Here is a 25,300-nt window from a genome sequence, read left to right as displayed (position 1 = left end):
CTTTTGGACTCAAAATTTCGTCATGTTGCTTATTGGCCTGTCGAGTTCGGTGGCTAACTTGCCGGCTGGGGGCTTGGCCGCCGTGCTTTGAGCCGTGGTTTGGTGATGCATTCTCTAGGGATCGAGTCGGGGAGCAATCACAAACGGGACCATAAATGCCGCAGTCACCCCGAGGATTCCGCCAAGGAAGCCGAGCCCTTGCCATTGCCATTGTTCAAGCGCCCACGCTTCTCCGATCAGGTAGATCCCCCCGACAAAAAGCGAAAACGAAATCAGAAAGACGAGGACATTCTTCATGTGGTGCAGCCGATCAGTGGATGGGTGATTCCATCATGTTACAACATCGTGATATGATAAAGTCATCAAATCACGAGAGGAACTACCCATGGATCAGTACTTTGACGCGCAGCGACCGCTGTACGAGGTGAAGGCGAACCTCTTTAAGGGCCTGTCACATCCGATACGCGTCAGCGTGTTGGAGGTACTGACCCGCAAGGCCGAGGTTTCGGTGACGGAGTTGCTCACGAGCACGGGACTGGAGTCCTCGCATCTCTCCCAGCACCTATCTGTCCTGCGCCGGCATAACCTTGTTGTCGCCGAACGCCGTGGCAGTCAGGTTTTCTACAGGCTGGCTTATCCGCAGGTGGCGGATCTGCTCCGGGTGGCCCGCTCGTTGTTGGTCGAAATCCTTCAAACCACACATGAGCAGCTCGCCACCAGTGCCGGCCTTCCGGAGCTTGTCCAGGATCCCAGCTAGTGACGCGCCTCCCGTCCGCCCTGCGCTCGGCTGCAACATTGCTGCCCAGCTGGCGCGATTACCGCCAGTTCCCCAAGACCTGGCGCCAGGACCTGCTGGCCGGCGTGACCGTGGGAATCGTTGCCCTGCCCTTGGCGCTGGCGTTCGGTGTCAGTTCTGGTGCCGGAGCCGAGAGCGGATTGATTACCGCAATCATCGCCGGCATCGTCGCGGCAGTCTTTGGCGGTTCCAACATCCAGGTCTCTGGTCCCACCGGGGCCATGGTGGTGGTCCTCGGCCCGGTCGTGGCAACCCAAGGCCTTGGCGTGTTGGCTGTGGTTTGTGTGATGGCGGGCCTCATCGTGGTGGCGGCAGGATTGCTGCGCCTTGGTCGAACCATCACCTACATACCGTGGCCGGTGATCGAGGGATTCACCCTGGGCATCGCCATGATCATTTTCCTCCAACAGGTCCCCTCGGCATTTGGCGTACCCGCAGGACCTAGTAGCAATGCCTTCATGGCCGCCGTCGAAGCCCTCCAAACCGTGAGCGGGGCGGCCGTTTGGATTCCCTTGTTGGTTGTTGCCGTGGTTATTGTGGTCATGGTCGTGGCCCCGCGCATCCACAAGGCCATCCCCGGGTCGATCATCGCCATCATCGTCGTCACCGTGGGCGTCAATCTGGCCCAGCTACCCGTGGCGACCATTGGGGCATTGCCCGATTCGCTGCCGGTACCACGGCTGCCTTCGGCGGACTGGGAAACCCTGACAGCACTGCTGGGGCCAGCCCTGACGATTGCAGCGCTGGCCGCCATCGAATCCCTGCTGTCGGCTCGCGTTGCGGCCTCAATTTCAGACACGGGACCCTATGACGCCGACCGTGAACTCGTGGGCCAAGGCCTCGCCTCCGTGGCCTCGGGCTTCTTCGGTGGCATGCCCGCAACCGGGGCCATCGCCCGAACCGCCGTGAACATCCGTGCCGGCGGTCGCACTCGCATGTCGGCAATCATCCATTCATTCGTGCTGATTATTGTCATCTATGCAGCAAGCGGTGTGGTGGGGAGCATTCCCCTCGCAGCGCTGTCCGGCGTTTTGATGGTCACGGCGGCCAGGATGATCTCGATGGCGACCGTGAAAACAATTGTCGGGTCCACCAAGTCCGACGCCGTCGTCTTCATCGTCACGGCGCTCATCACCGTCAGCGTCGACCTGATCTACGCGGTGGGCATCGGCATTGCCGTTGCGGCTTTCTTCGCTCTACGGGCCTTGGCCAATTCCGCTGGCGTGTATCGGGAAGAACTTCCCGATCCGAAGGCCCCGGGGGACGAACATATTGCGGTTTTCCGTATCGACGGTGCACTGTTCTTCGGAGTCGCCGAACGACTGCTGGCCCGTGTGGGAAAAATAGAGAACGTTGCCGTGGTGATCCTGCGCATGTCGCAGCTCCAGATCTTGGACGCCACCGGAGCACAGGTCATGACCGAACTCGTGCACGGACTGGAACGGCGCGGAATCACTGTGCTGATTAAGGGAATCCGCCCCCAGCACCTGCGTCTAGCCACCAGGATCGGGGTGGTCTCATCCCTGCGGCACGAGAACCACCTCTTTGACACGCTTGAAGACGCCATTGAGCATGCGCGAAGCCATATCAGCCGGGCCGAACACGGACTGAATCCGGCCTGAGTCAAGGAAAACTCTCGAGGAATCACTGGTTGATGGTTACAGGTCCTCACAAGTTGGGAAATAAACCCTTAGGCTCAATAACAGATCAGGGCGATGCATTCGGTGCCCGTCAAAAAATTCCGCATGATCCCCCGCGTTGCAGTTGGCGCAAGGAAACGATGGAGTCACTATGCAGTTACCGAAGGGCCCTGTTGGTTCCCAAGTCATCGGGCTAGGCCATTACCAGCCAGCGAACTCGATGACCAGCCGTGATCTTGCCAAGATGGTGGACACGAGCGATGACTGGACGCAGTCCCGGACCGGTATCGTCACCCGGCACATTTCCGAGCAAACAGAAACCGTCGCGGACATGGCTGTAGCCGCCGGGCGGCACGCCCTCAGCGACGCAAACGTCGATATCGAGCTTGTCGACTTGATCATTGTTGCCACCACCACGGCCACCGAGCGCACGCCGAATACCGCCGGACGCGTCGCCCACGCCCTGGGCGCCCTTTCACCGGCAATCATTGACATCAACACGGCTTGCTCGGGATTCTGTCATGCCCTTGGCCTCGCGGACAGTGCCATCCGGACCGGTACCGCCACTGTCGCACTTGTCATTGCCGCCGAGCAGCTTTCCGCGCTAACCGATTGGACGGATCGCGGCACCTGCACCCTGACCGCTGACGGTTCCGGGGCCATGATCGTCGCGGCCAGCGATTCTCCACGCATCAGTGCCGTCAATTGGGGTTCCGATCACCGCATGAGCAATACGACTGGACTCCAAGCACCCATGAATCGGTTCGACCAGGACGACCAAAACGGGCTCCGGTGGACAATCACTGACGCCGCCAAACACGCCAGCAAAGTCATCGAACAAGCCGGCTACTCCATCGATGACATCGACGTCCTCGCGGCTCAGCAAGCCAATCTACGCACCATCGAGCCTCTGGCTAAGCACCTGGGACTTGATCACAAGATCGTCCTGACCGACGCCTCGGAATCAGGTAACACCTCCGCAGCCAGCATCCCCCTAGGACTCTCCAAATGGTGGCATAACGGCAAAGTACCCGCCGACGCGCTCACCCTGCTCTTAGGTTTCGGTAGTGGCTTCGCCTACGCCGGCCAACTCATCCGCACCCCAGCCAGGGATCCGCTCCGTTCCCAGCCCTAGGACGAAGACGGCTGAGCACCGACGCGTCCAATCCTTCGTCGCGACATACGCGTCGAAGAACTCCACAAATCCGAGGACCTTGAGTCAGTAGCTCCCCGCCACCACTAGTTCCTCGTCATCGACGTCGCCAGGGCGAATGCTGCAACGCGGCCTATAGTTACCAATTTCTTAACGGCACGCTTCTTATGGGCCGATCACTGAAGAACATCAAATCATCGGCCGCCCGGAACGAGCTCCGTCAGGTCACCGCTACTCCGAATTGATTTGCAGTGGAACACACCGAGCGGAGCCTGTCTGAAGTCTTGAACACCCTAGGTGTCCGCCCCGATTTCGGTCGTCTTGGCCCACCATATTCGCTCAAGACTCCATCGGACTGGCGATTCCGGCCAATGTCCAGGTTTCCATGAAGGTCACTCTGTCTATGGCTTATGTCCGTCTTAGCACGTAGGTTCGGAGCCATCGCCTAGGGCTATTTCCCACCTAATCGGAACGAGTGTTCTGGCACTAAGCGTCACAACCTCAGGACCCCGTGGCGCACGGTAGATACAGCGGTTCGGTCAATCATCATCACGACGAAGCGAAAGGGACCCATCTCCTCCATGAATCACCGCCCAGAGTTTTCCGAAACAGATGACGTCTTATCCCCCCAAGAACTGCAGCGCATCCACGCGTGGTGGCGCGCGGCAAACTATCTGTCCGTGGGGCAGATCTATCTCATGGACAACCCGCTGCTGCGCGAACCGCTGCTGCCTGAGCATGTCAAGCCGCGACTGCTCGGTCACTGGGGCACCACCCCTGGACTGAACTTTATTTACGCACACTTAAACCGGGCGATTATGAAACGCGATCTGGAGATGATGTACGTCATGGGTCCGGGACACGGCGGGCCCGGACCGGTCGCGGCAGGATGGTTGGAAGGCACCTACAGCGAGACCTACCCCAATATTTCCCAGGATCTAGAGGGCATGAAGCGGTTGTTCAAGCAGTTTTCCTTCCCCGGAGGCATACCGAGCCATGTTGCCCCGGAAACCCCCGGATCTATCCACGAAGGCGGGGAGCTGGGGTATTCGCTCTCTCATGCCTACGGGGCGGCCTTTGATAATCCTGAGCTGATTGTTGCTGCTGTGGTGGGAGACGGGGAGGCAGAGACCGGGCCACTGGCGGCCAGCTGGCACTCCAATAAATTCATGAACCCCGCCCGTGACGGAGCAGTGCTGCCGATCCTGCACCTGAACGGCTACAAGATCGCCAACCCCACCATCTTGGCCAGGATGGACCGGGACGAACTCGACGCGCTGCTGCGCGGCTACGGACATATCCCCCACTATGTGGAGGGCAAAGACCCCGAACAAATGCACCAAGACTTCGCTCGAACTCTGGATGCCTGCCTCGATGAGATCAGGGAAATTATGCGCCGGGCCCGAGAGGACGGCCAGATCCAGCGGCCCCGCTGGCCGATGATAGTGCTCCGTTCCCCCAAGGGCTGGACCGGCCCCGCCGAAGTCGACGGGAAAAAGGTCGAGGGTTCCTGGCGATCGCATCAGGTACCATTTAGCGCCGCACGCGAAAACGAGAGTCACCGGCAGATCTTGGAAACCTGGCTGCGCAGCTACCGCCCGGAGGAGCTCTTCGATGAATCAGGGGCTCCGGTTGAAGAAATCCGTAGCCTGCATCCCGCAGGACCGCGCCGGATGAGCGCCACCCCGCACGCCAATGGCGGGATTCTCCTGCGTGATCTGCGGATGCCCGATTTTCGTGACTACGCGGTTCAGGTGAATAAACCGGGCACCGGCGCGGTGGAAGCCACTCGAGTGCTCGGGCAGATGCTTCGGGACGTCATGGCGGCGAACATGGACAACTTCCGCGTCTTCTCCCCGGATGAAAACAACTCGAACCGACTCGCAGCCGTCCTCGAAGCCACCGACCGCACGTGGAACGCCCACACCGTGCCCGAGGATGACCACTTGGCTCCGGACGGGCGGGTGATGGAAATCCTGTCCGAACATACCTGCCAGGGCTGGCTTGAAGGCTACCTGCTGACCGGCCGCCACGGATTCTTCTCCTGCTATGAGGCGTTCATCCACGTCGTCGACTCGATGTTCAACCAACACGCCAAATGGCTGGACACCAGCAATTCGATTCCTTGGCGGCGGCCTGTCGCTTCCCTTAACTACCTGCTGACCTCCCACGTCTGGCGGCAGGACCACAACGGTTTCTCGCACCAGGACCCCGGCTTCATCGACCACGTGATCAATAAGAAGTCCGAGGTCATCCGGGTATACCTCCCCCCGGACGCGAACACTCTGTTATCTGTCGCCGACCATTGCCTGCGCAGCCGCCAGTACGTCAACGTGATCGTGGCCGGCAAGCAGCCGCAGATGCAGTTCCTGGACATGGCCGACGCGATCGTGCACTGCACCAAGGGCATCGGCATCTGGGATTGGGCCAGCACGGACACCGATGCCGAACCCGATGTGGTGATGGGCGCTGCCGGGGATGTGCCGACCATGGAAACCCTTGCCGCCGTCGAGATCCTGCGCTCTCGGTTCCCGGATCTGTCGATCCGGGTGGTTAACGTCGTGGACCTACTGCGGCTCCAGGATGAGGCCACTAACCCGCATGGTCTGGCAGATCGTGAGTTTGATGCGCTGTTCACCACGGACAAGCCCGTGATTTTCGCCTATCACGGTTACCCGTGGTTGATCCACCGGCTCACGTACCGGCGCAGCAACCACGGCAACTTTCACGTCCGCGGGTATAAGGAGGAGGGCACCACCACCACTCCGTTCGACATGTGCGTGCTCAACCAGATCGACCGCTTCAACCTTGCCATCGATGTGATCGACCGGGTGCCGCGGCTCCAGGACATCTCGTCGCACGTGCGCGAGGAGCTCAAAAACAAGCTCATCGAGCACCGCCAGTACATCCGGACCCACGGTGAAGACATGCCGGAGATCAGAAACTGGCAATGGAGCGCCAATCCCGGTGCCGCCGACCAGCCCACGCCTCAGGCACCGTAGGGGCGCGTCTTTCCTAGCCCGTCTCACTCTTCGTGGTGTGCGCCCTGAGTTCAGGCTGTCGCGGTGTCCTTGGCTACCGTGTTGTGAGACGGCGTTCGGTCCTGAGCGCTTGCGGGGAGCTTCACGGTGCCCCAACCAGAGCGAGCGTTGCCTCGGCGATGGCGCGCTCCTCATCGGTGGGAATCACCAGAACCGGAATGGTCGACTCCGGGGCGGAGATACACAGGCCTTCTTCCACGCCGGTGGCATCCTCATTCGCGGCGGCGTCGAGGCTGATACCCAACGGTCCCAGCTTGGCCAGAAGCCGGGCACGGAAGGGGGCCGAATTCTCCCCAATACCGCCGGTGAGCACTACTGCCTGAGCCCCCGCACAGGCCACATGATAGCCGCCGATGTACCGGGCGAGTCGGTGCGCCGCGGTTTCCAACGCCAGCTCTGCCTCCTCGTTCCCGTTCGCGGCCGCCTCGGTGATGGTGCGCATGTCATTGTGCCCGGCCAGGGCCTTGAATCCTGAATTTCGGTTGAGCAAGTTATCCAGTTTCTCGGCGTCGTAGCCCTTGCGCAGTAGGAAGACCAGCACGCCGGGGTCCACGTCCCCGGACCGGGTGCCCATGACCAGGCCCTCCAACGGCGTGAAGCCCATGGAGGTGTCCACGCTGCGCCCCTGATTCACCGCCGTGACCGAGGCACCATTGCCCAGATGCGCGATCACGCCGTTGAATTTCTCCCACGGCACTCCCAGCAGGGCTGCTGCCCGTTGTCCAACATATTCCACGCTGGTGCCGTGAAAGCCATAGCGGCGAATTCCATACCGACGGTAGAGCTCGTCCGGCAGGGCGTAGCGCCAGGCAGCTTCGGGCAGGGTGCGGTGGAAGGTGGTGTCGAAGACCGCCACCTGCGGCACGTTCGGCCAGGCTCGGGTAGCTGCCCGGAGGCATTGCACACCGGGCGGGTTGTGAAGCGGCGCCAGCTCGTTCAGCTGCTCGATGGCGCGGATGATTTCATTGTCGATCAGTGCGGGTGAGGTGAAGCGTTCACCACCGTGGACCACCCGGTGTCCTACGGCATCCACGGTGCATCCTCCGAGCGCTTCGGCGAGTTCGCCCCTGACGATCTCGAAGGCTTGGAGATGGTCGGCCACGTCCCCTGCGCCGATCTGTTCCACGATGCCTTTGGCGATCTTCACGCCTCCGTTCAACGACTGGTCCGGGTCGAATCGTCGGACCGAATACTTGAGCGACGAGGAACCGGCGTTAAGGACGAGAACAAGCATTGGTCTGCTTCCTGTGATCGGGCGGGCATGGGCGATTGAGAACTCACCGGCTAGAGTCTGGCGGCAGACCGTTGCTCATATGATCGCGCGTCAAGCACGTGCATACGCCTGTCAGTGCTGATGCTGCGAGCCGACGTGCCACCGGACCAAAATATAGCGCCACCGCTGGTGTGCGATCCGCCTCGGGGCTGAAGCCCTGCGGCGGATCACGGAGGTTCAGCGGGAAGTGGGCGGTTGATTCCCAGGTCCCGGAATCTCGTTGCCTTCCACCGGCCCCGGTTCCTCGGGGGCAGCGACGGTCGGGTCAAACGGGCCTTGATCGAGGCGGAACGGCGGGTACTCATCGCGCATCAGCAGCACATACGCGCTGACCCGGTAGACCCAGCGATTCACTCCCATGATCAAAGCGAACAACCCGTGCCAATAGCGGCCGGTAAACAGCAGGAGCACCGCAGCGATCAACACGAGCAGCCCCAGCAACGAAGGTCCCCACGTATTGCTGGAAAGCTCGGCGCCATCCTCCCAACCACCGTTCCACGTGGCACCGGTGCCGCTAGTAAAAATGCCAATGATCAGCAGGTGTGGGATGGCCAACAGCCACCACTTCACCAACACCAACCCTCGCGAGAGCCGCTGTGGGAAGGCCACATCAAGATCTGCGGGGTAGTCGGCACGTGCCAAGGTGAAGGGCGGATAGCGGTCGGTGCCCAACGCGGAGTAACCGTAGAACCCCACCCGCCAGGACCAACGCAGCACACCGACGTTGAAGCAGAACCATGAGCGCGGATAGCGGCCGGTGAACAGGATTACGACCCCGGCCGCGATAGTGGTCACCACCAGAGCGACCCACAACAACGCCAAGACAAGGTAGTGCGGCACCGCCAGCAACCACTTCACCAGCCATAACCCACGCGACAGCCGGCCCTCCAGCACACCGGTAAAGCTGAGCGGATACACCGAGAATGCTCTCTGTCCCCGCCCCGCATGCTCCGCCAGGGCTGCCCCGGGACCTTGGCCGGTGACCGGACGGGCCGCGTCGATGTCCCGGCCCAGCCCCGCTGTTCCCAGCAAAAGCAGGGGAATCCCGAGGACCAAGCCAATCAGCCCCGCGACCAGCAGGCCAGTACCAATTGGACCGAGCAGATCAGATCGGGCACCGGCCTGCAGGTCCACCCACACCGGAGCGTTGGCATCGGCGTTCATGACCACCAGTGCCCATCGCCCGGGCTCTAAGTCCCATGAGATCTCTTGGGCACCGGGCCCAGAGGCCGAGACTCTCCAGAATTCCTGTTTCCCCGGGGGTTCCGGGACCCGGTTTCCCGCCGTCGTTCGCGCGGTGTCCTTCGCCCACGGCGAGCGCCCCGGCCATGGGTCTGCAGCTACGAACGTGGTCTCCCCCAGGGAGGAGCGGGCCACGTCCTGCAAGTAGACATCGATATCGGAGACGTCGGCTATTCCGACGAAGACTTCGGTATCCGGGACCGCATTGCTCACGCGCACGTGGATGCTGGCCAGATCCCCGAGTGGCGGAAGGGCAGACATGTTCTCTGACCCGGCATCGAGCACCACCGACGGGCTGGTCAATGCATATCCCGTGCTCCGGTAGTTCTCGGTATCACCCACCAGGTAGCGGCCGTCGCGCTGGGCTGCGTTGGCTCCCAGCGTCACGGCTCCGCCGACGGTCAGGCCCAGTCCGAGGATGGTTAGCAGCACGCCAAGGACCAACAAGACCCAATGTCCTGGTTTCATGCGGGCCGGCCTCGAGGAGAAGGGTGCCAACGGTGGGACAGCGTGGGTGGCCATGTCAATCCTTTCGATGCTCGTGACTGTACCGCCGTGCAGCGTGAACACCTACGGTTGGCGGGCAGGATCTTGGGTGCGCTGCGCATTACCGCGTGGGCCAACGTCATATTCGAGACGAGCTTGCGGGCAGTGGCGCTAATTCTCGACTCCATTTGAGTCTGGCTCGGCGAGCGCCAAGGCAACGTCCTGTGCGCGGGGCCAACACCTGAGCGGCCGTGGCCGCAGAGGCCCACTCGGGCGTCGCCCAGCTGCAAATCCACTACACCTGAACGGGCACCAGTACTTGGACACCGCTCTGCGGCATCACCGCGCGCCCTGCTCCTGCCGCTTCAACACCACGGCCTTGGCCGCGGCCTCCTCCGGCTTCCGGGTCGTTGCCACCGATGAGAGGGCCAACAGCACCACCTCAGCTTTCGTCGCCACCCGACCGGTGAAGAACACCGTGTTCTCGGTGTCCCTGGATGATCTGGGTGCCTACCTGAGGGGCAACACGACCGGGGCGCCGGGCAAGATCGATGTCGGGGACACCCTGAGCTTCACCTACAGCCAGCAGGTCAACCTTGCCCCCGTCACTCCGGGCTGGGCCGGGGCGGACTTGCCGGTGACCCTTCGCCTGCGAGATGGCAACGTTCAGTGCCCGGGCACCGGAAACGGCGCAGACATGGTGGACATCCAGCGGGCGGGCAGCACGGTGAACCTGGGCTCGGTGAATACCAAGGGCAACTTCGCCAAGACCAAGAAGACCGTCATCTTCACCTCCACCATGACGAGCGCGATGATCTGGACTCCGTTATCCTCCGTCACCAGTACCACCGGCGTCGCATCGTCAGTCGCACCAGTCATCGAGAGCGGAACGCCCGACAGAAATTTCTAGCCGGGGCACATATTCGTGTATCCAGCGTGGCAGTGCACTGGTCTACCATCGAAGATCATGGCGCAGGGTATGAGTTCCAAGCATGAGATGAATGATGAAATCCTAAAGAACTCAAGCCTGCTCGTCGGCCCTGCGCGCGATTTTTTCAAACGCCTGCGAGTCACGCGCCAGCTGGTTATCCTTCACCGAACCACCACCACTTGGACACGACGCGGACACGACAACTGAGGGCTGCTCGAACTACGAATCCGCGATCGGATCGCCACATTCAGCGTCGCTGTTCTACCTCGAGTCTTCCTCTTCCCCGGTGCGGGGCAAAGTGTGAATGCCGAAAAATACCTGCGCTGCGGTTCTAATTCAGTGCCGCCGAAGACCAAGACGAAACGCTAATCGAGGGCAACACCACGGCTCTGCGACCGGCCATCCACGCAGCCGGCCGACCGATTCCGTTCGGAGCCCCAGCTTCGCAAGTCTTTAGTAATTGCGGACAGACTCGCATACTGATCTGAGGAGACCGCTTGGCTCACGAAGCGGCCAAAAATAGAGGACACGTTAAGGCAGGAGTCCCTCATGAACGGAAAAGATAAATCCCAGTCCATCATGCGGCGCAAGCCCATCGACGACATCGAGGAAGAAAACAAACACAGCGGCCTAGCCAAGTCACTCGGACTGTGGCAACTCACCGCAATCGGTGTCGGTGGCATCATCGGCGTCGGGATCTTCTCCCTGGCCGGTCTGGTGGCCCACGGCAGCGGATCCGAACCCGGCGTCGGACCCGCCGTCCTGATCTCCTTCTTGATCGCCGGTCTGGCCTCCGCGGCCGCGGCCCTGTCCTACGCGGAATTCGCCGGCATGATCCCCCGCGCCGGCTCGGCCTATACCTACGGATACGTGGCCCTCGGGGAGATCATCGGCTGGTTCATCGGCTGGGACCTCTTGCTGGAATACATCGCCATCGTGGCGGTCGTGGCCATCGGCATCTCCGGCTACTTCTCGGCCTTCCTCGCCGGGATCGGGTTCAACCTGCCCGACTGGGCGGCCTCCACCGCGGATGAGGGCCGGGGCGGCATCGTGAACATCCCCGCCATCGTCGTCTGCATCCTGGTGACCTGGATCCTCTCGCGCGGGACCCGGGCCTTCGGGCGCTTCGAACTGGTGGCCGTGGCCATCAAGGTCGTGCTGATCCTATTCATCATCGGTCTGGGCATCTTCTACATCAACACCGGAAACTACAACCCGTTTATGCCCAGCGGCTTCGGGCCCGTCATGGCCGGAGCCGCAACGGTATTCTTCGCCGTCTTCGGCTATGACGCGATGAGCACCGCGGCCGAGGAATCCACCGACGGCAAGAAGCACATGCCCAAGGCGATCATCTATTCATTGATTATCGCGATGCTCCTCTACGTCGCCGCCACGCTGGTGCTCACCGGCATGCAGAACTATCAGGACATCGACCCAACCGCCGGATTCGCCTCCGCGTTTAACGGCGTCGGCCTCCCGGTCATTGCCACGATCATTTCCGTGTTTGCCGTGCTGTCCATCCTCACCGTGATGCTGACCTTCCTGCTCGGGGTGACCCGTGTCTGGTTCTCCATGAGCCGCGATGGACTGCTTCCGGGCTGGTTCGCCAGGACCGATCGCCACGGCACACCTCAACGTGTCACCTGGATCGCCGGCATCGCCTCCGCGTTCTTGGCCGGAGTGTTCCCCATCAAGGCGGTCGCAGATTTGACGAACATCGGCATTCTGGCCGCCTTCGTCGTTGTCTGCCTGTCCGTGATCATCTTCCGCTACAAGAAGCCGGACGCCCCACGCACCTTCCGGCTCCCCTTCATGCCCGTGGTCCCGGCCTTCGGCATGCTCGCCTCCGGATTCTTGATGCTGCAACTGCACTGGGAAACGTGGCTGAGGTTCGGCGTCTGGCTGGTCATCGGACTGAGCATTTACTTCCTCTATGGCCGCAAGCACTCACTGATGAACCCCAACAGCCCACGGCATGCCACGGGCGATGTGTTGCCGTCAACGGAAGCCTAGGCAGCGGTGCTGCGAATCATGGGTCAAGCTCTTCAGCGCGAATCTCAGGAATCACGTTTTGGGTCCTAGATTCGGGCGAATGTCAGCGAACTCTGGGGCAACGCTCAGGAGACACGCGCTACCTCGGGGTAGGCAGGTGGGTTGCCCCCGCATAGGGTGGAAATCGGACGAAAGGAGCACTTCATGAAGAAAATCCTCATGGTTCTGACCAGCGTTTCCGAAATCGGCGACACGGGAGAGGCGACCGGCTACAACGTCGCCGAGGCCGCACATCCCTGGAAGGTCTTCAAGGATTCCGGGCATTTTGTCGATTTTGCCTCGATCAAGGGCGGCCAGCCCCCGCGCGATACGGTCGACACCGAAGATCCCATCCAAGTTGCCTTCACCGAGAACGAGGCCACCCGCGCGGGCCTCTACAACACCGCTCGCGTCGACGTGGTTGACCCCGGCCAATACGACGCCGTCTACCTGGTGGGCGGCCACGGCACCATGTGGGACTTCCCGGACAGTGAAGGTCTGCAAAACCTAGTGGCCAGCGTCTACAACTCCGGCGGTGTGGTGGGTGCGGTCTGCCACGGACCGGCAGGCTTGGTGAACGTTGAATTGGCGAACGGGTTCCGTCTCGTCGAGGACCGACGGGTCGCTGCCTTCACCAATGAGGAGGAAGTTGCCGCTGGCAAGGACAAGGTCATCCCGTTCTTCCTCGCTGACCGGCTCGCCGAACAGGGCGCCACCCATGTCTCCGCAGAGAACTGGGCAGAGAACGTGGTCGTGGACGAGCGACTGGTGACCGGACAGAACCCCGCCTCCGCCGCGGGCGTGGCCAAGGAAATGGAAAAACTTCTGGCGGAGATCATCCACCAGGAGAAGGCCGAAGAACACGACGAGGCCGACGCGCTTCGGGCGGAGAAGGACGCCGAAAAAGCGGCCAAGAAGGCAGCCGAGACCCACCACGAGCACTGATACCTTCCAACACCAAGACTGGCGGTCGTCCCATCGGTGGGACGACCGCCAGTCTTGGTTTTCTACGCGTCACTCCATGGCTGTGCCGAGGGCAACGGCAGGGATTCTGTGCGCCTGAGTGCCGCTTCGCCGGTATCAGGCGGCTTCGACCGGTACCACCGGAGCGGTTGCTGAATTGACCTCCACCAGCAGTGCCGCGGCGATGGCGTCGAAGGCGTGCAGCGTGGGGAAAAGCCTCGCCGGGTCCTGTGGCATCGGCCAGCTGGACAACTTCACCGCCACAACTTCGGCAGGTCGGTTAATGTAGACCATTTGTCCGTGGATCCCTAGACACAGCACCACGTCGTCACCGGGGTACGGGAACCACATCTGGTTGCGGTACATCCCACCGGGCATGAGGTTGTCTACGGGACTGTCTTCAAAGGCATCACGGGAATCCGGTGCCCCGGCCAGTGTCTGGGCGATCCATTCGCTCGAGAGCACCTGCTCTCCGCTGGGCGAGCGGCCCTCGTTCAGGAAGAGGGAACCGAAGCGGGCCATGTCACGCATCGTGGCGTTGATGCCGCCGTCAAAAATCCCGGTGCCGAGCTGGTCGATTCCCATGGTGGCATTTGATTCCGCGCCAAGTTTGCCCCACACCAGCTCCGACATCAGCGTGGCCATGGGGCTCTTGGCAGCAGCCTCGCAGACCCAACCGAGCATGTCGGTCTCGCAGGAGCGGTATTCAAAGACCCCGCCGTGGGCCGTCTTGCGCAGCAAGGTGCGCAAGAACGGGTACATGCCGGTGGGACCCGGGGCCTTGAGGGCAGACCAACCGATGGCCTGTTCCATCAGCCGGATCCCGGCAGTTGGGTCCAGATAGTTCTCAGAGAAATCGATGCCAGAACGCATGTCGAGCAGCTGGCGTACCGTCGCCCCGGCATAACCCGCCTCTGCCAGCTCGGGAAGGTAATCGGTTAATTGCGCGTCGGCATCCAGTACCCCCGAGTCGCACAAGGCCCCGGCAACCGCGCCAACGAGCGACTTACTCATGGACATCAGCAGGTGCGGACTAGCTGGCGTCATCTCTCCGAAGTACTGCTCGGTGAGCACCGCTCCGCGGTGCATGAGCATCCACCCGTCGGTCTCCGTAGTGGCCATCACCGAGCCGACACTCACTGGTACTCCCCCGGGGATACTCGGGAGGATCATCACCGAGTCCAGGTCGCGGTGTGCCTCAGGAAGTTGTGCCACCGGTGCTTCTCCGCGGGAAATAACTGCCGTGGGCAGGAAATCGGCCATGTGTTGGAAGGACCAGCGCAGGTTCTCGGGCGACTTCCAGTTGTTCGCGTCCACCCCGGCGGGGACGTAGTCCAGATTTGTGCCGTCCATTGTGCGTCCCTTATTCGTTGCTGCCCCATTGAATATAGGGACATTACCATTGGGTAACCTCGGGAACCAGTTCATTTCCTCGCGGCTCCAAACCTTGGATAAATATGACGCATGAGCTCATACTCCCCCATCGGAGATCTTCTACGGTCAGCTAGGGAACGAGCACGGTACCCGCGCGAACGAAAAAGTGTCCTTTCAGCCCTTACACCGCCTTTAATCAACTCGCCTGAGAGAATATATGTCCGCTTCCTTGCGCCAATCCTCAATTCCGGCAATACTGCACGTGCTGAAGGGAAAAATATCAAACTCAACTGTAGATATAACGTTGCTTCGAATCTAGACTGAGTCATGGAAACTACAATCACTCGCCCACGCATGACCGTTGTTGTACTTCTCGCCGTTGAATCGGCATTCGCTTTGCTTGCCGTACTGGCCCACTATGCCTTCACGGCAGAGTACGGAGAGGTTACCGGCACTGCCCTGCAGGGTTTGGTTTGGGGCCTGACTGCGGGCCTGTCCGGAATGGCTCTTATTCCCGTTCTGCTTGTTGGGCTAATCGCGGTGATAGCCGCCCGAGCGCGATGGATGCGACTGTTGGCCATCGCGATCCCTTTCATCATGTTGCTGGGGATGCTAGCTGTCACTCCATTGGCGCAGCACCAGAAAATTGAGAGGCAGTTGGATTCGACCCCGCAGTGCGTGAGCACCGACTCTAGCGATTTAGAAGCGGCTGGGACTGCGGCCGCGGAGCAGGAGTCCCAACGGATTTTTGATTCCATCGAGCACATCGGGTACTTCAGTGGCGGCGGGGCGAGTGGCGCGGGTGGCTGCGATCGCCTGTTGGTCATCTCAGAAGATATTGATGTGTTGCAGCACTATCGCGTAGCACTGCCAGCGGCTGGCTGGGAGGTCATCGCGGACAATGGATCTCGTCTTCGGGCAGAGCGTGATGGCCTAGCCTTCGAGGTCTTGCGCTGCTCCGAAGGAGGCGTCGTCTGGGCCGGAAAAACCACTGACAGTTTCGGTACGCAATGCAATCTTTAGTGACCGATTCGGCACAGTGACAGGCTAAGAGCATGTGCGGTTGGATTAATTCCAGCCGCACATGCCATTTAAGGCTTGGGACCGGTCATTCCGACACCCACGTACCGGGATGACGGATCCGCTCCCAGGAACAAGACCAAGCACGGATGCTTCGCAAAGTCCGCCCGGCAGCCCGCGGAAAGCGTGAACGGCCAGACGAGCCGAAAGCCTGTCAGATCATCAACGCGACCAAGCTCCCGGCAAACACATCCCCACTATCAGCCCTGTGTCACGTTCAAGGAGTACTCGATGAAGCCCGTGTCCTCCACCGAGACGAACCCCAAGTTGGGCGCTTCGACGCCAAAATCTTCCCAAGTCATAGGAATCTGACCCACCAGCTGCGCCGATCCATCGCTGAACGCACCCTTCACCGTGGACGTCACTGACACCGTCTGACCGTTGAGAGTGAGGTCTCCGGTAATGTCGAATTCCTTGGTGTCGCCGTCCAGTGTCGCGGATACGTCGACGGGCTTGGTGAGCGTGAAGGTCGCTTCGGGGAACTGCGATGTATCGATGGCAGAGGTTCGGAAGTATGAATCGCGGCGGTCCGAGTCCGTGGTGATGGTGTCAACCTGCAGCGTCAGATCCGCGGCCGTGAGCTTCTCATCCTTGACGGTCAAGGAACCGCTGACGTCCTCGGTACGCCCGGTAACCGTCACATCGGCCCCGTTGAGAACTTCATCCAGTCGGTACCCCGCGTAAGATCCGGAACCGATAGTCCAAGTCCCGTCGCGATCGGTGGCGGCCGTTGGTCCACTACTGCCACCGGAAGCACTTGATGCTCCAGTTGTCGTCGGAGCGGACAACGTCGGCACCGCTTCTGCTTGTGCTGACACGTTAGCGGCGTAGATGCGGCTACCAATAAATGCACCCGCAATGATCACGATCGCAGCAATGGCAATGATCCACAGCAGACGTTTGTTCCTGGGGCGGGTTGGCGCTGACTTCTCGGTCATGGTGTCTCCGGATCGATAGCGTCGCACTCCGGCGACCTTTTACTTGACCCTTAAATTATTGCATCAGCGGCTTTGCCTTGGCCCGGATTCTGCTGGTCCCGGAAGAGTTCATCAGAAATACACAGCCCCTCAACAGCGAACTGCCGAGGAACCCACACCGAGAAACCCAACGGCGGTAACCAAATGGTTCACGGCTGGACGGCCCGGCGGGTGGACGGGCAAATATTCAGCACCTGACGCGAGAGGCAATTCGGCTGGCGAGACCATGTAATCTACCAATATCAGCTTCGTTTAATGGGGGAAATATGGAGTACAAGAATTCGGCAGGTCTTTTTGTGAGCGGAATTAGTATGATTCTCGCAAGTCCACTAATAATCTTCATCGCGGTGGCGTTCGGTACTCGAATGGCTTTTGACAATGGCTCTATGGGACTAGACCTCCCCTTCCTCGTAATTGCTTGCATTGGAGGGCTGCTCGGTATAGTGGGCAGCATTCTAATCATCGGCGCTACCTACCGAGCATTGGTCAAGATTGACGCGATGGCGTAACGATTTCTAGCCGGAGCTTCAATCTTGCTTCACAAACGGTCTCAACCCCGCGTACCTCATTCCCACGCGATGCCAGGACTTTCGGTGTTCCTCTATTGTCGAATCAATCACGGTCATCTGGATGAACCGCCTTTCGGCGTTTGAGATTCCGCAGCTTCATCCACATTTGATTCACAGTCAATCAGGATCATCACAGGTTGGGTGAATCAAAAAAGTCTGTTTCGAGAAAGAATTTGAATTTGTCACGGCAAGCAATGATCGACATCTTTCAAAACGTCACAGGACCTGCGTATTATATAAATTTCATGCACAAAATTTGCGGCATGTCACTCGCATTTCCAGGGGGAAAAGAAGCATGATCAAATCACTACTGCGCCGGAGCGCCGGCATCGGCGTCGCCATCACGTTGACCGCAGGGCTACTTGTCACGGCGGCACCCGCCCAGGCCAGCGACCGTCCCATCGACATCACCGGCTACAAGGTTTCGAACATCACGGTATCGGATGCCAACTGCCGCAATCTCACGATCACTGCGTCCACCAAGGTCAAGAAGGATTTCGTTGATTCCATCGGATCTATCGATATCACCCGAAAGGGTGGGCTCGTTGACTACCTGAGTTTTGAGGGGCGCAAGATCACAGATCGTGCGATGATTTGCCCGTCGTTCAACGGACTGGGCGCCTACAAGGTGGGACCGGCCGATATCTTCGCTGAGTACGAATACTACGATTCGTACTTTAAGGAGTACTGGAGCGATTACAGCGACTACACGGACAACACCAGCAAGACCTTCTATGTCCGCGGCAAGACCAAAAGCACATTGACCGCCAAGCGCTCGGGATCCAAGGTCACGCTGACGGCCAAGGCTCAGGTCTACTCGCCGGAAAAGTACCGCTACTCGCAGTACAACGCCAAGGGTGCAAAGCTGCAGGTTAAGTCCGGCACTTCATGGAAGACGATCAAGACGGTCAACTTGGCTAAGGGCAAGGCCACCGTCACCATCAAGCAGTCAAAGAAGAAGTCCTACCGACTTCAGGTACCGACCGCTACATGGGCGGCATCAACAACCTCGAAGAGTGTCTCCAAGTAATTGATGTGAAAGAAGGCCCGGAAACTCACGTTTCCGGGCCTTCTGCGTACGGAGAGAGGTTATCCTCAACAACGTCGGCAGCATTGTGCGAGGCTTTTGGGCGTTAGATCGGCTGACGGTAGTGATCGCCCGGGAGCATCAGACCGTGGCCGGTGCGGGGATCCTGACCGCATATCTTTTGGTGCTCCGAACTGGGTCATGCACTTGGGACAAGCCACTGTTTAGAAGGCTAGGGATGGGAAACAATATGACCACGTTTCACGAACTGCACCACACTGACGCTCCCCTGCTTCTACCCAATGCATGGGATGTCGGTTCGGCTTTGGCCTTTGCAAATGCAGGATTCCCCGCCGTTGGCACGACCAGCTTTGGTATCGCGGCTAGCGCTGGTTATCCCGACGGCTACCGTTCGAGCAAACAGGCAACCGCCGCGCTGGTGACGCAACTGGTCCGGCTGCCCATCCACCTGACGGTGGATATTGAAGACGGCTACAGTGACGACCCAGTCGAGGTCGCCGAATTCGTGGCCACATTGGCGGGTTTAGGTGTTGCCGGCATCAATCTCGAGGACAGTAGATCCGGGCATCTTGTCGATCCAGCCACGGCCGCTTCCAAGATCGCAGCGATCAAGCACCGCTCCCCCGACGTCTTCATCAATGCCCGGGTGGACAATTTGTGGTTTGCCGAGGATCCCTCCGTGGACGCCGTGCTGCGTCGTGCCCACACCTACGCCGATTCCGGTGCCGACGGGATCTTTGTCCCGGGAATAACCGTCCAGGACATTCCGCGCATCACCGCCGGGATCCTCCTGCCGGTGAATGTGTTGGCGCATCCCACGATGACCGTGACCGAGTTGGGGAAGCTGGGAGTCAGGCGCGTGAGTTCCGGTTCTCTGCCCTACCGTGCAGCCGTGGATGCCGCCGTGGGCATTGCCAACGCCCTTCGCGGCAACAAACCGCTCCCGGCCGCAACGCCCTACTGGGAGATGCAATCCCACCTCGTGACGTTCCGCCAGGGCATATCGGACTGACAATCCAGGGCAAGGGTGTAGATATAAAAATTCCCCGGTTCCTTTGACAGGAACCGGGGAATTTCAATCAAACCTAGTGCTAAAGACTAGCGGCGCAGGCCGAGACGCTCGATGAGCGCACGGTAGCGTGCAATGTCGGTGCCCTTGAGGTATGCAAGCATACGACGACGACGACCAACCAGGGCCATCAGGCCGCGGCGGGTGTGGTGATCATGCTTGTGCATCTTCAGGTGCTCGGTCAGGTCGAGGATACGACGTGACATAACGGCAACCTGAACCTCCGGTGAACCGGTATCGCCTTCGCTGGTTGCGTAGGCCTTCATGATTTCCTGCTTGATAGCGGCGTCTAATGCCACAATAACTCCTAGAGTTGTACCGCGTTTCCTTACACCGTTACCGGCAGGTGCACTCGCAACCGCGGACTGCAGCGGGCACCGTCGTCAAGTCTAGCAAATATATAAGACCTCATGACACCCTTCGAGATGCGCACCACAACAATCGAGCCATGAACGGAAACCCGATTCTTAGCCCCGCGGGCGTGCCCGCCAGGCATGGGTGAGGTAAGGAAGCGCAAACGGCTCGCCCGGATTGTGCCCCAGATGATCAAAGAGGTACCAGTTCAGGTTGTGTTCAACTCTTGCCCTGGTCGCAGCCCCAGCACGCAGGTAGTAGCTGCGCGACTTGGCCAGCTCGATTACCTGCTCACCGGTTAATTCTTGTTCCCACGTCCACGCCCCGGATTCTGGAGTCTGAAACTCGAGCCCCAAGGGTGGGACGAAGTCGGGGCGATGTACATCTCCGGCATGCATGATCCGTGCTAAGCGGTGGACCCATGAAATGGAGACATCAAATTGATTCCACACCAAAGACAGCTGGCCCTCGGGACGCAACACACGCGCTGCCTCTGAACTCGCGGCCTTCGGATCAACCCAGTGCCACGCTTGGGCGTAGCTAATGACGTCGGCGGATTTCTCTTCGAGTCCGGTACTCTCGCCGGTGCCCGAGGTGGCCTCAAGCTCGGGAAGTCGCTCACGCAAAACGGTGAGCATATCTTCGGAGGGTTCCACGGCGCGAACGCTCAGTCCACGGTCCAATAGCTGTGAGGTGAAGATCCCGGTACCCGCACCAACGTCAACAACATCCCGTGCCCCGGCCGGCACCATGAAATCAATTGCGGCATCCGGGTAGGCCGGACGTACCGAGTCATAGTGAGAGCCACCAATGGTGAAGGCGGTGGCGAGTTCTGCCCGGCGTGTGGCATTCATGGTGAAGGCACGCAAAGGCAACCCCGGAACGGGCCGCGGGGCCATTCCGGGAAGCGGAGGCTTGGAATCAGGCATCAAGCAAGACCGTGCGGGTGCGTTGAACGTCCTCACGCATCTGATCCACCAGCGCCTCAACACCTTGGTATGCCACCATCGGGCGCAGGTGCTCCACAAACTCGACCACGATCTGCTGGCCGTAGAGGTCGAAGTCCTCCACACCCTCTGCCGGGCGGTCGATCACGTGGGCCTCAACCTGTCGGCTGACACCTTCAAAGGTCGGGTTGGAACCAACGGAGATGGCGGCTGGCCAGCGCATCTGCGCCTCATCTACCAACCAGCCGGCGTACACGCCGTCTGCCGGGATGATGCCCGAAGCCGCTGGGTCAAGGTTGGCGGTGGGGAAACCGAGTTCGCGTCCGCGTGCGGCTCCGTGCACTACCTCGCCGCGCATGCGGTGCGGGCGTCCGAGGATCTGGGCGGCGGTGCCAACTTCTCCGCGATTCAGCGCCTCACGAACCCAGGTGGATGACCAGCGGCGGTGATCCCCAATATCCTCGATGCCAATGACATCAAAGTTATATTGTTTGCCCAAGGCGACCATGACGTCGAAGTCACCGGAATTATCAATGCCAAAGCGCACATCGTGGCCAACAACCACGGTGCAGGCGTTCAGCGCGCCAACGATAATCTTGGCAACAAATTCCTCGGCGGTGGCCTTGGAGAATTCAAGGGTGTAATGAATCATCAGCAGAGCATCAAGCCCCTCATCGGCGAGGGTCTCGATCCGGTCTTCTAGACCCATGATGAGTTCGGGGGCGGCCTCCGGGCGGTGCACCTGCGCCGGATGCGGATCGAAACTGATGGCAATTGCCTTGGCGCCGCGTTCGCGGGCGGTGGCGACAACTGCCGCCAGGACCTCACGATGACCGCGGTGCACCCCATCGAAGTTGCCGATGGTGACTACCGATGGGCCGATGCCGGGGGGTACGGCTTCAAGGCCTTTCCAATAGTGCACGTTGCTCCTTAGCGGGGTTAGTTGCGGCCGCATTATCGGCGGCCATTACCATTATGGACGACAAGTGCTCCAACTACCGATTTTTGTCTCGTGGCTCTCCCCCAATCCGGCCGTTCACAACCTAGGATGGGCGCAGGGACGTCATCTGGGACGCCCAATTCAAAGGAGCACTTGATGGCAGACCTTAACGAACTGTTGAAGATGATCCCACTGGAGCAGTTGGGCGCGAAGTTGGGTGTGGATGCCGAGACCGCTCGTGCCACCGCTTCCGCCGCTCTCCCCTCACTGCTGGCGGGGCTGAACAGCAATGCGTCCTCCCCCGAGGGCGAAGAAGCCCTGAACTCGGCCATTGCCCAGCATGACGCAACTTTCTTAGACGGTGGCGTGGACATCGACGCCGTTGATACCGAAGACGGCCAGAAGATCGTCCAGCACGCCTTGGGCGGTAACCAGGACGCTCTCGCCGCATCACTGACCAGCGCTGCCCCGGGCGGCATTGATCTGGGAGGTCTGGTGAAGAAGGCCCTGCCGATTCTGGCCCCGTTGGTCATGTCGTACTTGGCCAAGCAGGCCAGTAATTCTTCGGGCGGCTTAGGATCGATCCTCGGCGGCCTATTAGGCTCCGCGGGCGGTAACACCGCTCAGGGTGCCGGTGGAATTGATCTGGGCGGAATCCTCGGGGGTCTCTTCGGCGGCGCGCAGCAGGGATCGAGCACCGCAAATCCCCAGGGCGCAGGCGGCCTGGATCTCGGTGGCATTCTCGGTGGACTCTTCGGTAAGAAGTAGTTCCTTTCGATTCCGACAACAGACGCCAGCGGGCCCGTTCCTAGAGAATCCTGCACCTTAATCGGTGCTGGAGTTCAAAAGGCACGGGCCCGCTGTTGTTCACTGTGGGTGTCCGAGGAACCTAGGGAGTCTCGATTGCGCTCTCGCGGTGGCGCGAGAGCCACCAGAGGCCGATCATCGGCAAGACCAGCGGCACGTAGCCGTAGCCGGAGCCGAAGTGCGACCAGACGGCCGGGTGGGCAAAAAGATGCGGTACGGCGAAGCTCAGCGCGCCGACCACCAGCACACCCACCAATTCGAAGAGCACCGCGTACCAGGAGAGCTTCCAGCTACCGGGCTTCTTGGAGGCCAGGGCAAGGGTGGCAACAATGTAGACCACGCCCGCCAGTGCGCTGAGCGTGTAGGCCAGCGGGGCACCGGAGAAGTCCTGGGTGATCTGGTACAGCGCGCGCACCGTGGCGGAGAGCGCCAGCACGCCGTACACGGCGATGATGATTCTTCCAAGGCCAGAGCTGCGCCCGCCGTTGGATCCCTTGGTGGAATCCTTGCTCTTACCGCGGGAGGCTGCGTCAGCAATGCGCGAGCGTTTCACCCCAGTTTTTCCATTCTCACTCATGCCGGAAGCACCCCGTCCCAAATTTGTTCCATCCTGTACAGCATGACAAATACAACCGCGCCCGACGCCGCGAGCACCGTATTGGAATAGCGCGACTTATCGGTCACCGCCCAGATAAAGGCAAGAGCGGGAACCAGCAGAGCGGTAATCAGATAACCCCAAAATTCCCAGGGTTCTCCATTCAGCGGCTGCCCGCCGGCTTGCCGGATGGCCGCGCCGATTCCATAGACAATCAGGAACACGTCCAGCAGTGCTACGGAGATCAGGGCAAAATCGTCCGGGTAATCACGAATGATGGTAGCCACCACGCCCAGCACAACGGCCAGGGCACACAGAATGGCTCCGGCTATAAAGAATCCGTCAACGATCACGGCGGAGGTAACCCCTTAAACATAGTGATGCTTCCTTGGTCTTGATGCCCGATTCCTCGGGCAACGGTCACTAGGAAGCGGTGGCGAAGACCAGTTCGGGCTTGGCCTCGGCGCCCTTATTCTTCAGCAGTGCCACCAGCGTTCCATCCGGTGCGAAGGCGGCAGTCACCTCATCGGTCTCATTTGAGCTGATGCGACGACCAAAGGAGAGCTCGGAGCGTTCCTTCTCCGTCAAATCACGACGGGTGAACAAAGCGTCTGCGGCATCTTCCAGCGGCAGGTACTCAAAGTCCTTGGCCAACTGCTCCAGTGTGCGAGCCTTGTCCAACGTGTAGGGTCCAACCTCGGTGCGACGCAGCGCGGTCAGGTGGCCACCCACGGCCAGATCTTCACCGAGGTCGCGGGCCAGAGCACGGATATAGGTTCCGGAGGTGCATTCCACGGTCACGTCGATGTCTAGAATCTTGCCACCACGTTCGCGGCGAATATCGTGCACTTCAAAACGACGAATGGTCACCGAGCGGGCGGCAAGCTTTACTTCTTCGCCGGCGCGCACCCGGGCGTAGGCGCGCTCACCATTGACCTTGATGGCACTGACGGAAGATGGAACCTGCTCAATGTCTCCGGTGAGCTTGGCAATGCCGGCGTGGATCGCTTCCTCGGTCAGGGCAGCGGCGATCCGCGTTTGCACGATCTCGCCTTCGGCATCATCGGTGATGGTCGACTCGCCCAGACGGATGGTGGCGGTGTAGGTCTTGTGAGCACCCACGATGTAGGTCAACAGGCGCGTGGCCTTGTTGATGCCCAGCACCAGCACGCCGGTCGCCATCGGATCCAAGGTTCCGGCATGGCCGACCTTGCGGGTTCCGGCTAGCCGGCGGGTGCGGCCCACCACGTCGTGGCTCGTCCAGCCCTGAGGCTTGTCGACGATGACCAGGCCTGAGCCGATGGCTTGGGTGGGTTGCTCCGGAACAGTTTTCACGCCCTCTAGTATATGCCGCGAACCTGATGGCCCCCTTACCCGCGTTTTGGACTCCCAACTCCCCGACCCAGCGCCCACGAATACACCTCGGCTCCCCGGATCGTGGCAGCCCTCTCTCAGCACAGAGCGTCAATCAGGCGCTTTTCGCAGGGCGCGAGAGCCTCGGTGACCGTCCAACATTCCACCCATACCCCACGCATAAACTACCGATCTTCGGTGTTTCGATATGACCGCATGTGCTGATTACCACGCACAATCTGGCTCCACCGGCTCCACCGGCTCCGATGGTGATGATGACACCTCACCCGAGGACCAATCCACTGATCGGTTTTGTTACTCTCCGGTCGCCATTGACTTAGGCCAGCGCGAAACATAGCGTCGTCTCTACCCGGTCTCAGCCGGAACACTCGCATCGGGCATGGAACCTCTGGGGGGATCCAACGCCCACGTCCCCGTTTTAACGGCGTCACTCGTAGCAAAACATCATCATCGACATGTGAGCCAAGGACATCGCTCCGCGCCCGAAAATAAAAGGCCGCGCAAGCTCATTTTCCTGCCCAGCTGCATGTCGCGCGATGAAAGATGAAACGAGCCAGCTCAATCGTTCACGCAACGCATCCGTTGCGTCCAGATCTATTGGCTAGGAAAA

General features: G+C 60.3%; 22 protein-coding genes. 11 read left to right on the top strand and 11 right to left on the bottom strand.

Going from position 1 to position 25,300, the window contains the following annotated elements:
• Positions 1-114: 114 nt before the first annotated feature.
• The gene (locus KUF55_RS05095; protein ID WP_168152831.1) at positions 115-297 is read right to left on the bottom strand and encodes a hypothetical protein; all 183 of its coding nucleotides are present in this window, start codon (positions 295-297) and stop codon (positions 115-117) included.
• A gap of 88 nt (positions 298-385) precedes the next feature.
• Between KUF55_RS05095 and KUF55_RS05090 the strand changes: the two genes are divergently transcribed.
• The 4 genes from KUF55_RS05090 to KUF55_RS05075 all read left to right on the top strand — a co-directional run bounded on the left by KUF55_RS05090 (position 386) and on the right by KUF55_RS05075 (position 6,591).
• The gene (locus KUF55_RS05090) at positions 386-757 is read left to right on the top strand and encodes a metalloregulator ArsR/SmtB family transcription factor (protein WP_168152832.1); all 372 of its coding nucleotides are present in this window, start codon (positions 386-388) and stop codon (positions 755-757) included.
• The gene (locus KUF55_RS05085) at positions 757-2,418 is read left to right on the top strand and encodes a SulP family inorganic anion transporter (protein ID WP_255557326.1); all 1,662 of its coding nucleotides are present in this window, start codon (positions 757-759) and stop codon (positions 2,416-2,418) included. Before KUF55_RS05090 ends, KUF55_RS05085 begins: the two co-directional genes overlap by 1 nt.
• A gap of 169 nt (positions 2,419-2,587) precedes the next feature.
• The gene (locus KUF55_RS05080) at positions 2,588-3,571 is read left to right on the top strand and encodes a beta-ketoacyl-ACP synthase 3 (RefSeq protein WP_218818182.1); all 984 of its coding nucleotides are present in this window, start codon (positions 2,588-2,590) and stop codon (positions 3,569-3,571) included.
• A gap of 599 nt (positions 3,572-4,170) precedes the next feature.
• Positions 4,171-6,591, top strand: a complete 2,421-nt coding sequence (locus KUF55_RS05075) for a phosphoketolase (protein WP_218818181.1) — start codon at positions 4,171-4,173, stop codon at positions 6,589-6,591.
• Positions 6,592-6,712: 121 nt separating this feature from the next.
• On the opposite strand, the gene KUF55_RS05070 is transcribed toward KUF55_RS05075, so the two are convergent.
• Both KUF55_RS05070 and KUF55_RS05065 read right to left on the bottom strand, forming a co-directional pair.
• Positions 6,713-7,864: an acetate kinase gene (locus KUF55_RS05070; protein ID WP_218818180.1), complete on the bottom strand. Its 1,152-nt coding sequence runs from the start codon at positions 7,862-7,864 to the stop codon at positions 6,713-6,715.
• A gap of 216 nt (positions 7,865-8,080) precedes the next feature.
• Positions 8,081-9,667 carry a DUF4389 domain-containing protein gene (locus tag KUF55_RS05065; RefSeq protein WP_255557324.1) on the bottom strand — a complete coding sequence of 529 codons (1,587 nt, stop codon included), beginning with the start codon at positions 9,665-9,667 and terminating at the stop codon, positions 8,081-8,083.
• A 283-nt stretch (positions 9,668-9,950) separates the two neighbouring features.
• Between KUF55_RS05065 and KUF55_RS05060 the strand changes: the two genes are divergently transcribed.
• The 3 genes from KUF55_RS05060 to KUF55_RS05050 all read left to right on the top strand — a co-directional run bounded on the left by KUF55_RS05060 (position 9,951) and on the right by KUF55_RS05050 (position 13,538).
• Positions 9,951-10,541, top strand: a complete 591-nt coding sequence (locus KUF55_RS05060) for a hypothetical protein (protein WP_218818179.1) — start codon at positions 9,951-9,953, stop codon at positions 10,539-10,541.
• Positions 10,542-11,111: 570 nt separating this feature from the next.
• Complete coding sequence (locus KUF55_RS05055) at positions 11,112-12,575, top strand: amino acid permease (RefSeq protein WP_218818178.1); 1,464 nt, start codon at positions 11,112-11,114, stop codon at positions 12,573-12,575.
• A 183-nt stretch (positions 12,576-12,758) separates the two neighbouring features.
• Complete coding sequence (locus tag KUF55_RS05050; RefSeq protein ID WP_218818177.1) at positions 12,759-13,538, top strand: type 1 glutamine amidotransferase domain-containing protein; 780 nt, start codon at positions 12,759-12,761, stop codon at positions 13,536-13,538.
• A gap of 135 nt (positions 13,539-13,673) precedes the next feature.
• Here KUF55_RS05050 and KUF55_RS05045 read toward each other — a convergent pair whose 3' ends face one another.
• Entirely contained in the window at positions 13,674-14,909 is a 1,236-nt protein-coding gene (locus KUF55_RS05045) for a serine hydrolase (protein WP_218818176.1), read from the bottom strand.
• Positions 14,910-15,257: 348 nt separating this feature from the next.
• On the opposite strand from KUF55_RS05045, the gene KUF55_RS05040 reads away from it, so the two are divergent.
• Positions 15,258-15,953 carry a hypothetical protein gene (locus KUF55_RS05040; protein WP_218818175.1) on the top strand — a complete coding sequence of 232 codons (696 nt, stop codon included), beginning with the start codon at positions 15,258-15,260 and terminating at the stop codon, positions 15,951-15,953.
• A gap of 257 nt (positions 15,954-16,210) precedes the next feature.
• Here KUF55_RS05040 and KUF55_RS05035 read toward each other — a convergent pair whose 3' ends face one another.
• Complete coding sequence (locus KUF55_RS05035; RefSeq protein ID WP_218818174.1) at positions 16,211-16,948, bottom strand: YceI family protein; 738 nt, start codon at positions 16,946-16,948, stop codon at positions 16,211-16,213.
• 903 nt (positions 16,949-17,851) lie between these two features.
• Between KUF55_RS05035 and KUF55_RS05030 the strand changes: the two genes are divergently transcribed.
• Positions 17,852-18,586 (top strand): hypothetical protein, encoded by a 735-nt coding sequence (locus KUF55_RS05030; RefSeq protein WP_218818173.1) that lies wholly within the window; start codon positions 17,852-17,854, stop codon positions 18,584-18,586.
• 247 nt (positions 18,587-18,833) lie between these two features.
• On the top strand, positions 18,834-19,616 hold the full coding sequence (locus tag KUF55_RS05025; RefSeq protein WP_218818172.1) for an isocitrate lyase/phosphoenolpyruvate mutase family protein: 783 nt from the start codon (positions 18,834-18,836) through the stop codon (positions 19,614-19,616).
• Between the two features lie 86 nt (positions 19,617-19,702).
• Here the strand turns inward: KUF55_RS05025 and rpsO are convergent, their stop codons facing one another.
• The 3 genes from rpsO to KUF55_RS05010 form a co-directional block, all read right to left on the bottom strand.
• A complete protein-coding gene (gene rpsO / locus KUF55_RS05020; RefSeq protein WP_132361571.1) occupies positions 19,703-19,972 on the bottom strand; it encodes a 30S ribosomal protein S15 in 270 nt (89 codons plus the stop codon).
• A gap of 168 nt (positions 19,973-20,140) precedes the next feature.
• The gene (locus KUF55_RS05015; protein WP_255557322.1) at positions 20,141-20,956 is read right to left on the bottom strand and encodes a class I SAM-dependent methyltransferase; all 816 of its coding nucleotides are present in this window, start codon (positions 20,954-20,956) and stop codon (positions 20,141-20,143) included.
• Complete coding sequence (locus KUF55_RS05010; protein WP_132361575.1) at positions 20,949-21,896, bottom strand: bifunctional riboflavin kinase/FAD synthetase; 948 nt, start codon at positions 21,894-21,896, stop codon at positions 20,949-20,951. The genes KUF55_RS05015 and KUF55_RS05010 overlap by 8 nt, the downstream gene beginning before the upstream one ends.
• Positions 21,897-22,070: 174 nt before the next feature.
• Between KUF55_RS05010 and KUF55_RS05005 the strand changes: the two genes are divergently transcribed.
• On the top strand, positions 22,071-22,682 hold the full coding sequence (locus tag KUF55_RS05005) for a DUF937 domain-containing protein (RefSeq protein WP_218818171.1): 612 nt from the start codon (positions 22,071-22,073) through the stop codon (positions 22,680-22,682).
• 121 nt (positions 22,683-22,803) lie between these two features.
• Here the strand turns inward: KUF55_RS05005 and KUF55_RS05000 are convergent, their stop codons facing one another.
• The 3 genes from KUF55_RS05000 to truB form a co-directional block, all read right to left on the bottom strand.
• Positions 22,804-23,298 (bottom strand): hypothetical protein, encoded by a 495-nt coding sequence (locus KUF55_RS05000; protein ID WP_218818170.1) that lies wholly within the window; start codon positions 23,296-23,298, stop codon positions 22,804-22,806.
• Positions 23,295-23,669, bottom strand: a complete 375-nt coding sequence (locus KUF55_RS04995; protein WP_168152848.1) for a hypothetical protein — start codon at positions 23,667-23,669, stop codon at positions 23,295-23,297. The genes KUF55_RS05000 and KUF55_RS04995 overlap by 4 nt, the downstream gene beginning before the upstream one ends.
• 70 nt (positions 23,670-23,739) lie before the next feature.
• Positions 23,740-24,618, bottom strand: coding sequence for a tRNA pseudouridine(55) synthase TruB (gene truB, locus KUF55_RS04990; protein ID WP_132362518.1), 879 nt, complete (start codon positions 24,616-24,618; stop codon positions 23,740-23,742).
• Positions 24,619-25,300: the final 682 nt, after the last annotated feature.

Origin of the sequence: Paeniglutamicibacter sp. Y32M11 (assembly GCF_019285735.1) — a bacterium.
Classification (GTDB): domain Bacteria; phylum Actinomycetota; class Actinomycetes; order Actinomycetales; family Micrococcaceae; genus Paeniglutamicibacter.
The sequence above is the reverse complement of the archived record's forward strand: the minus strand, read 5'-3'. Positions and strand labels throughout refer to the sequence as shown.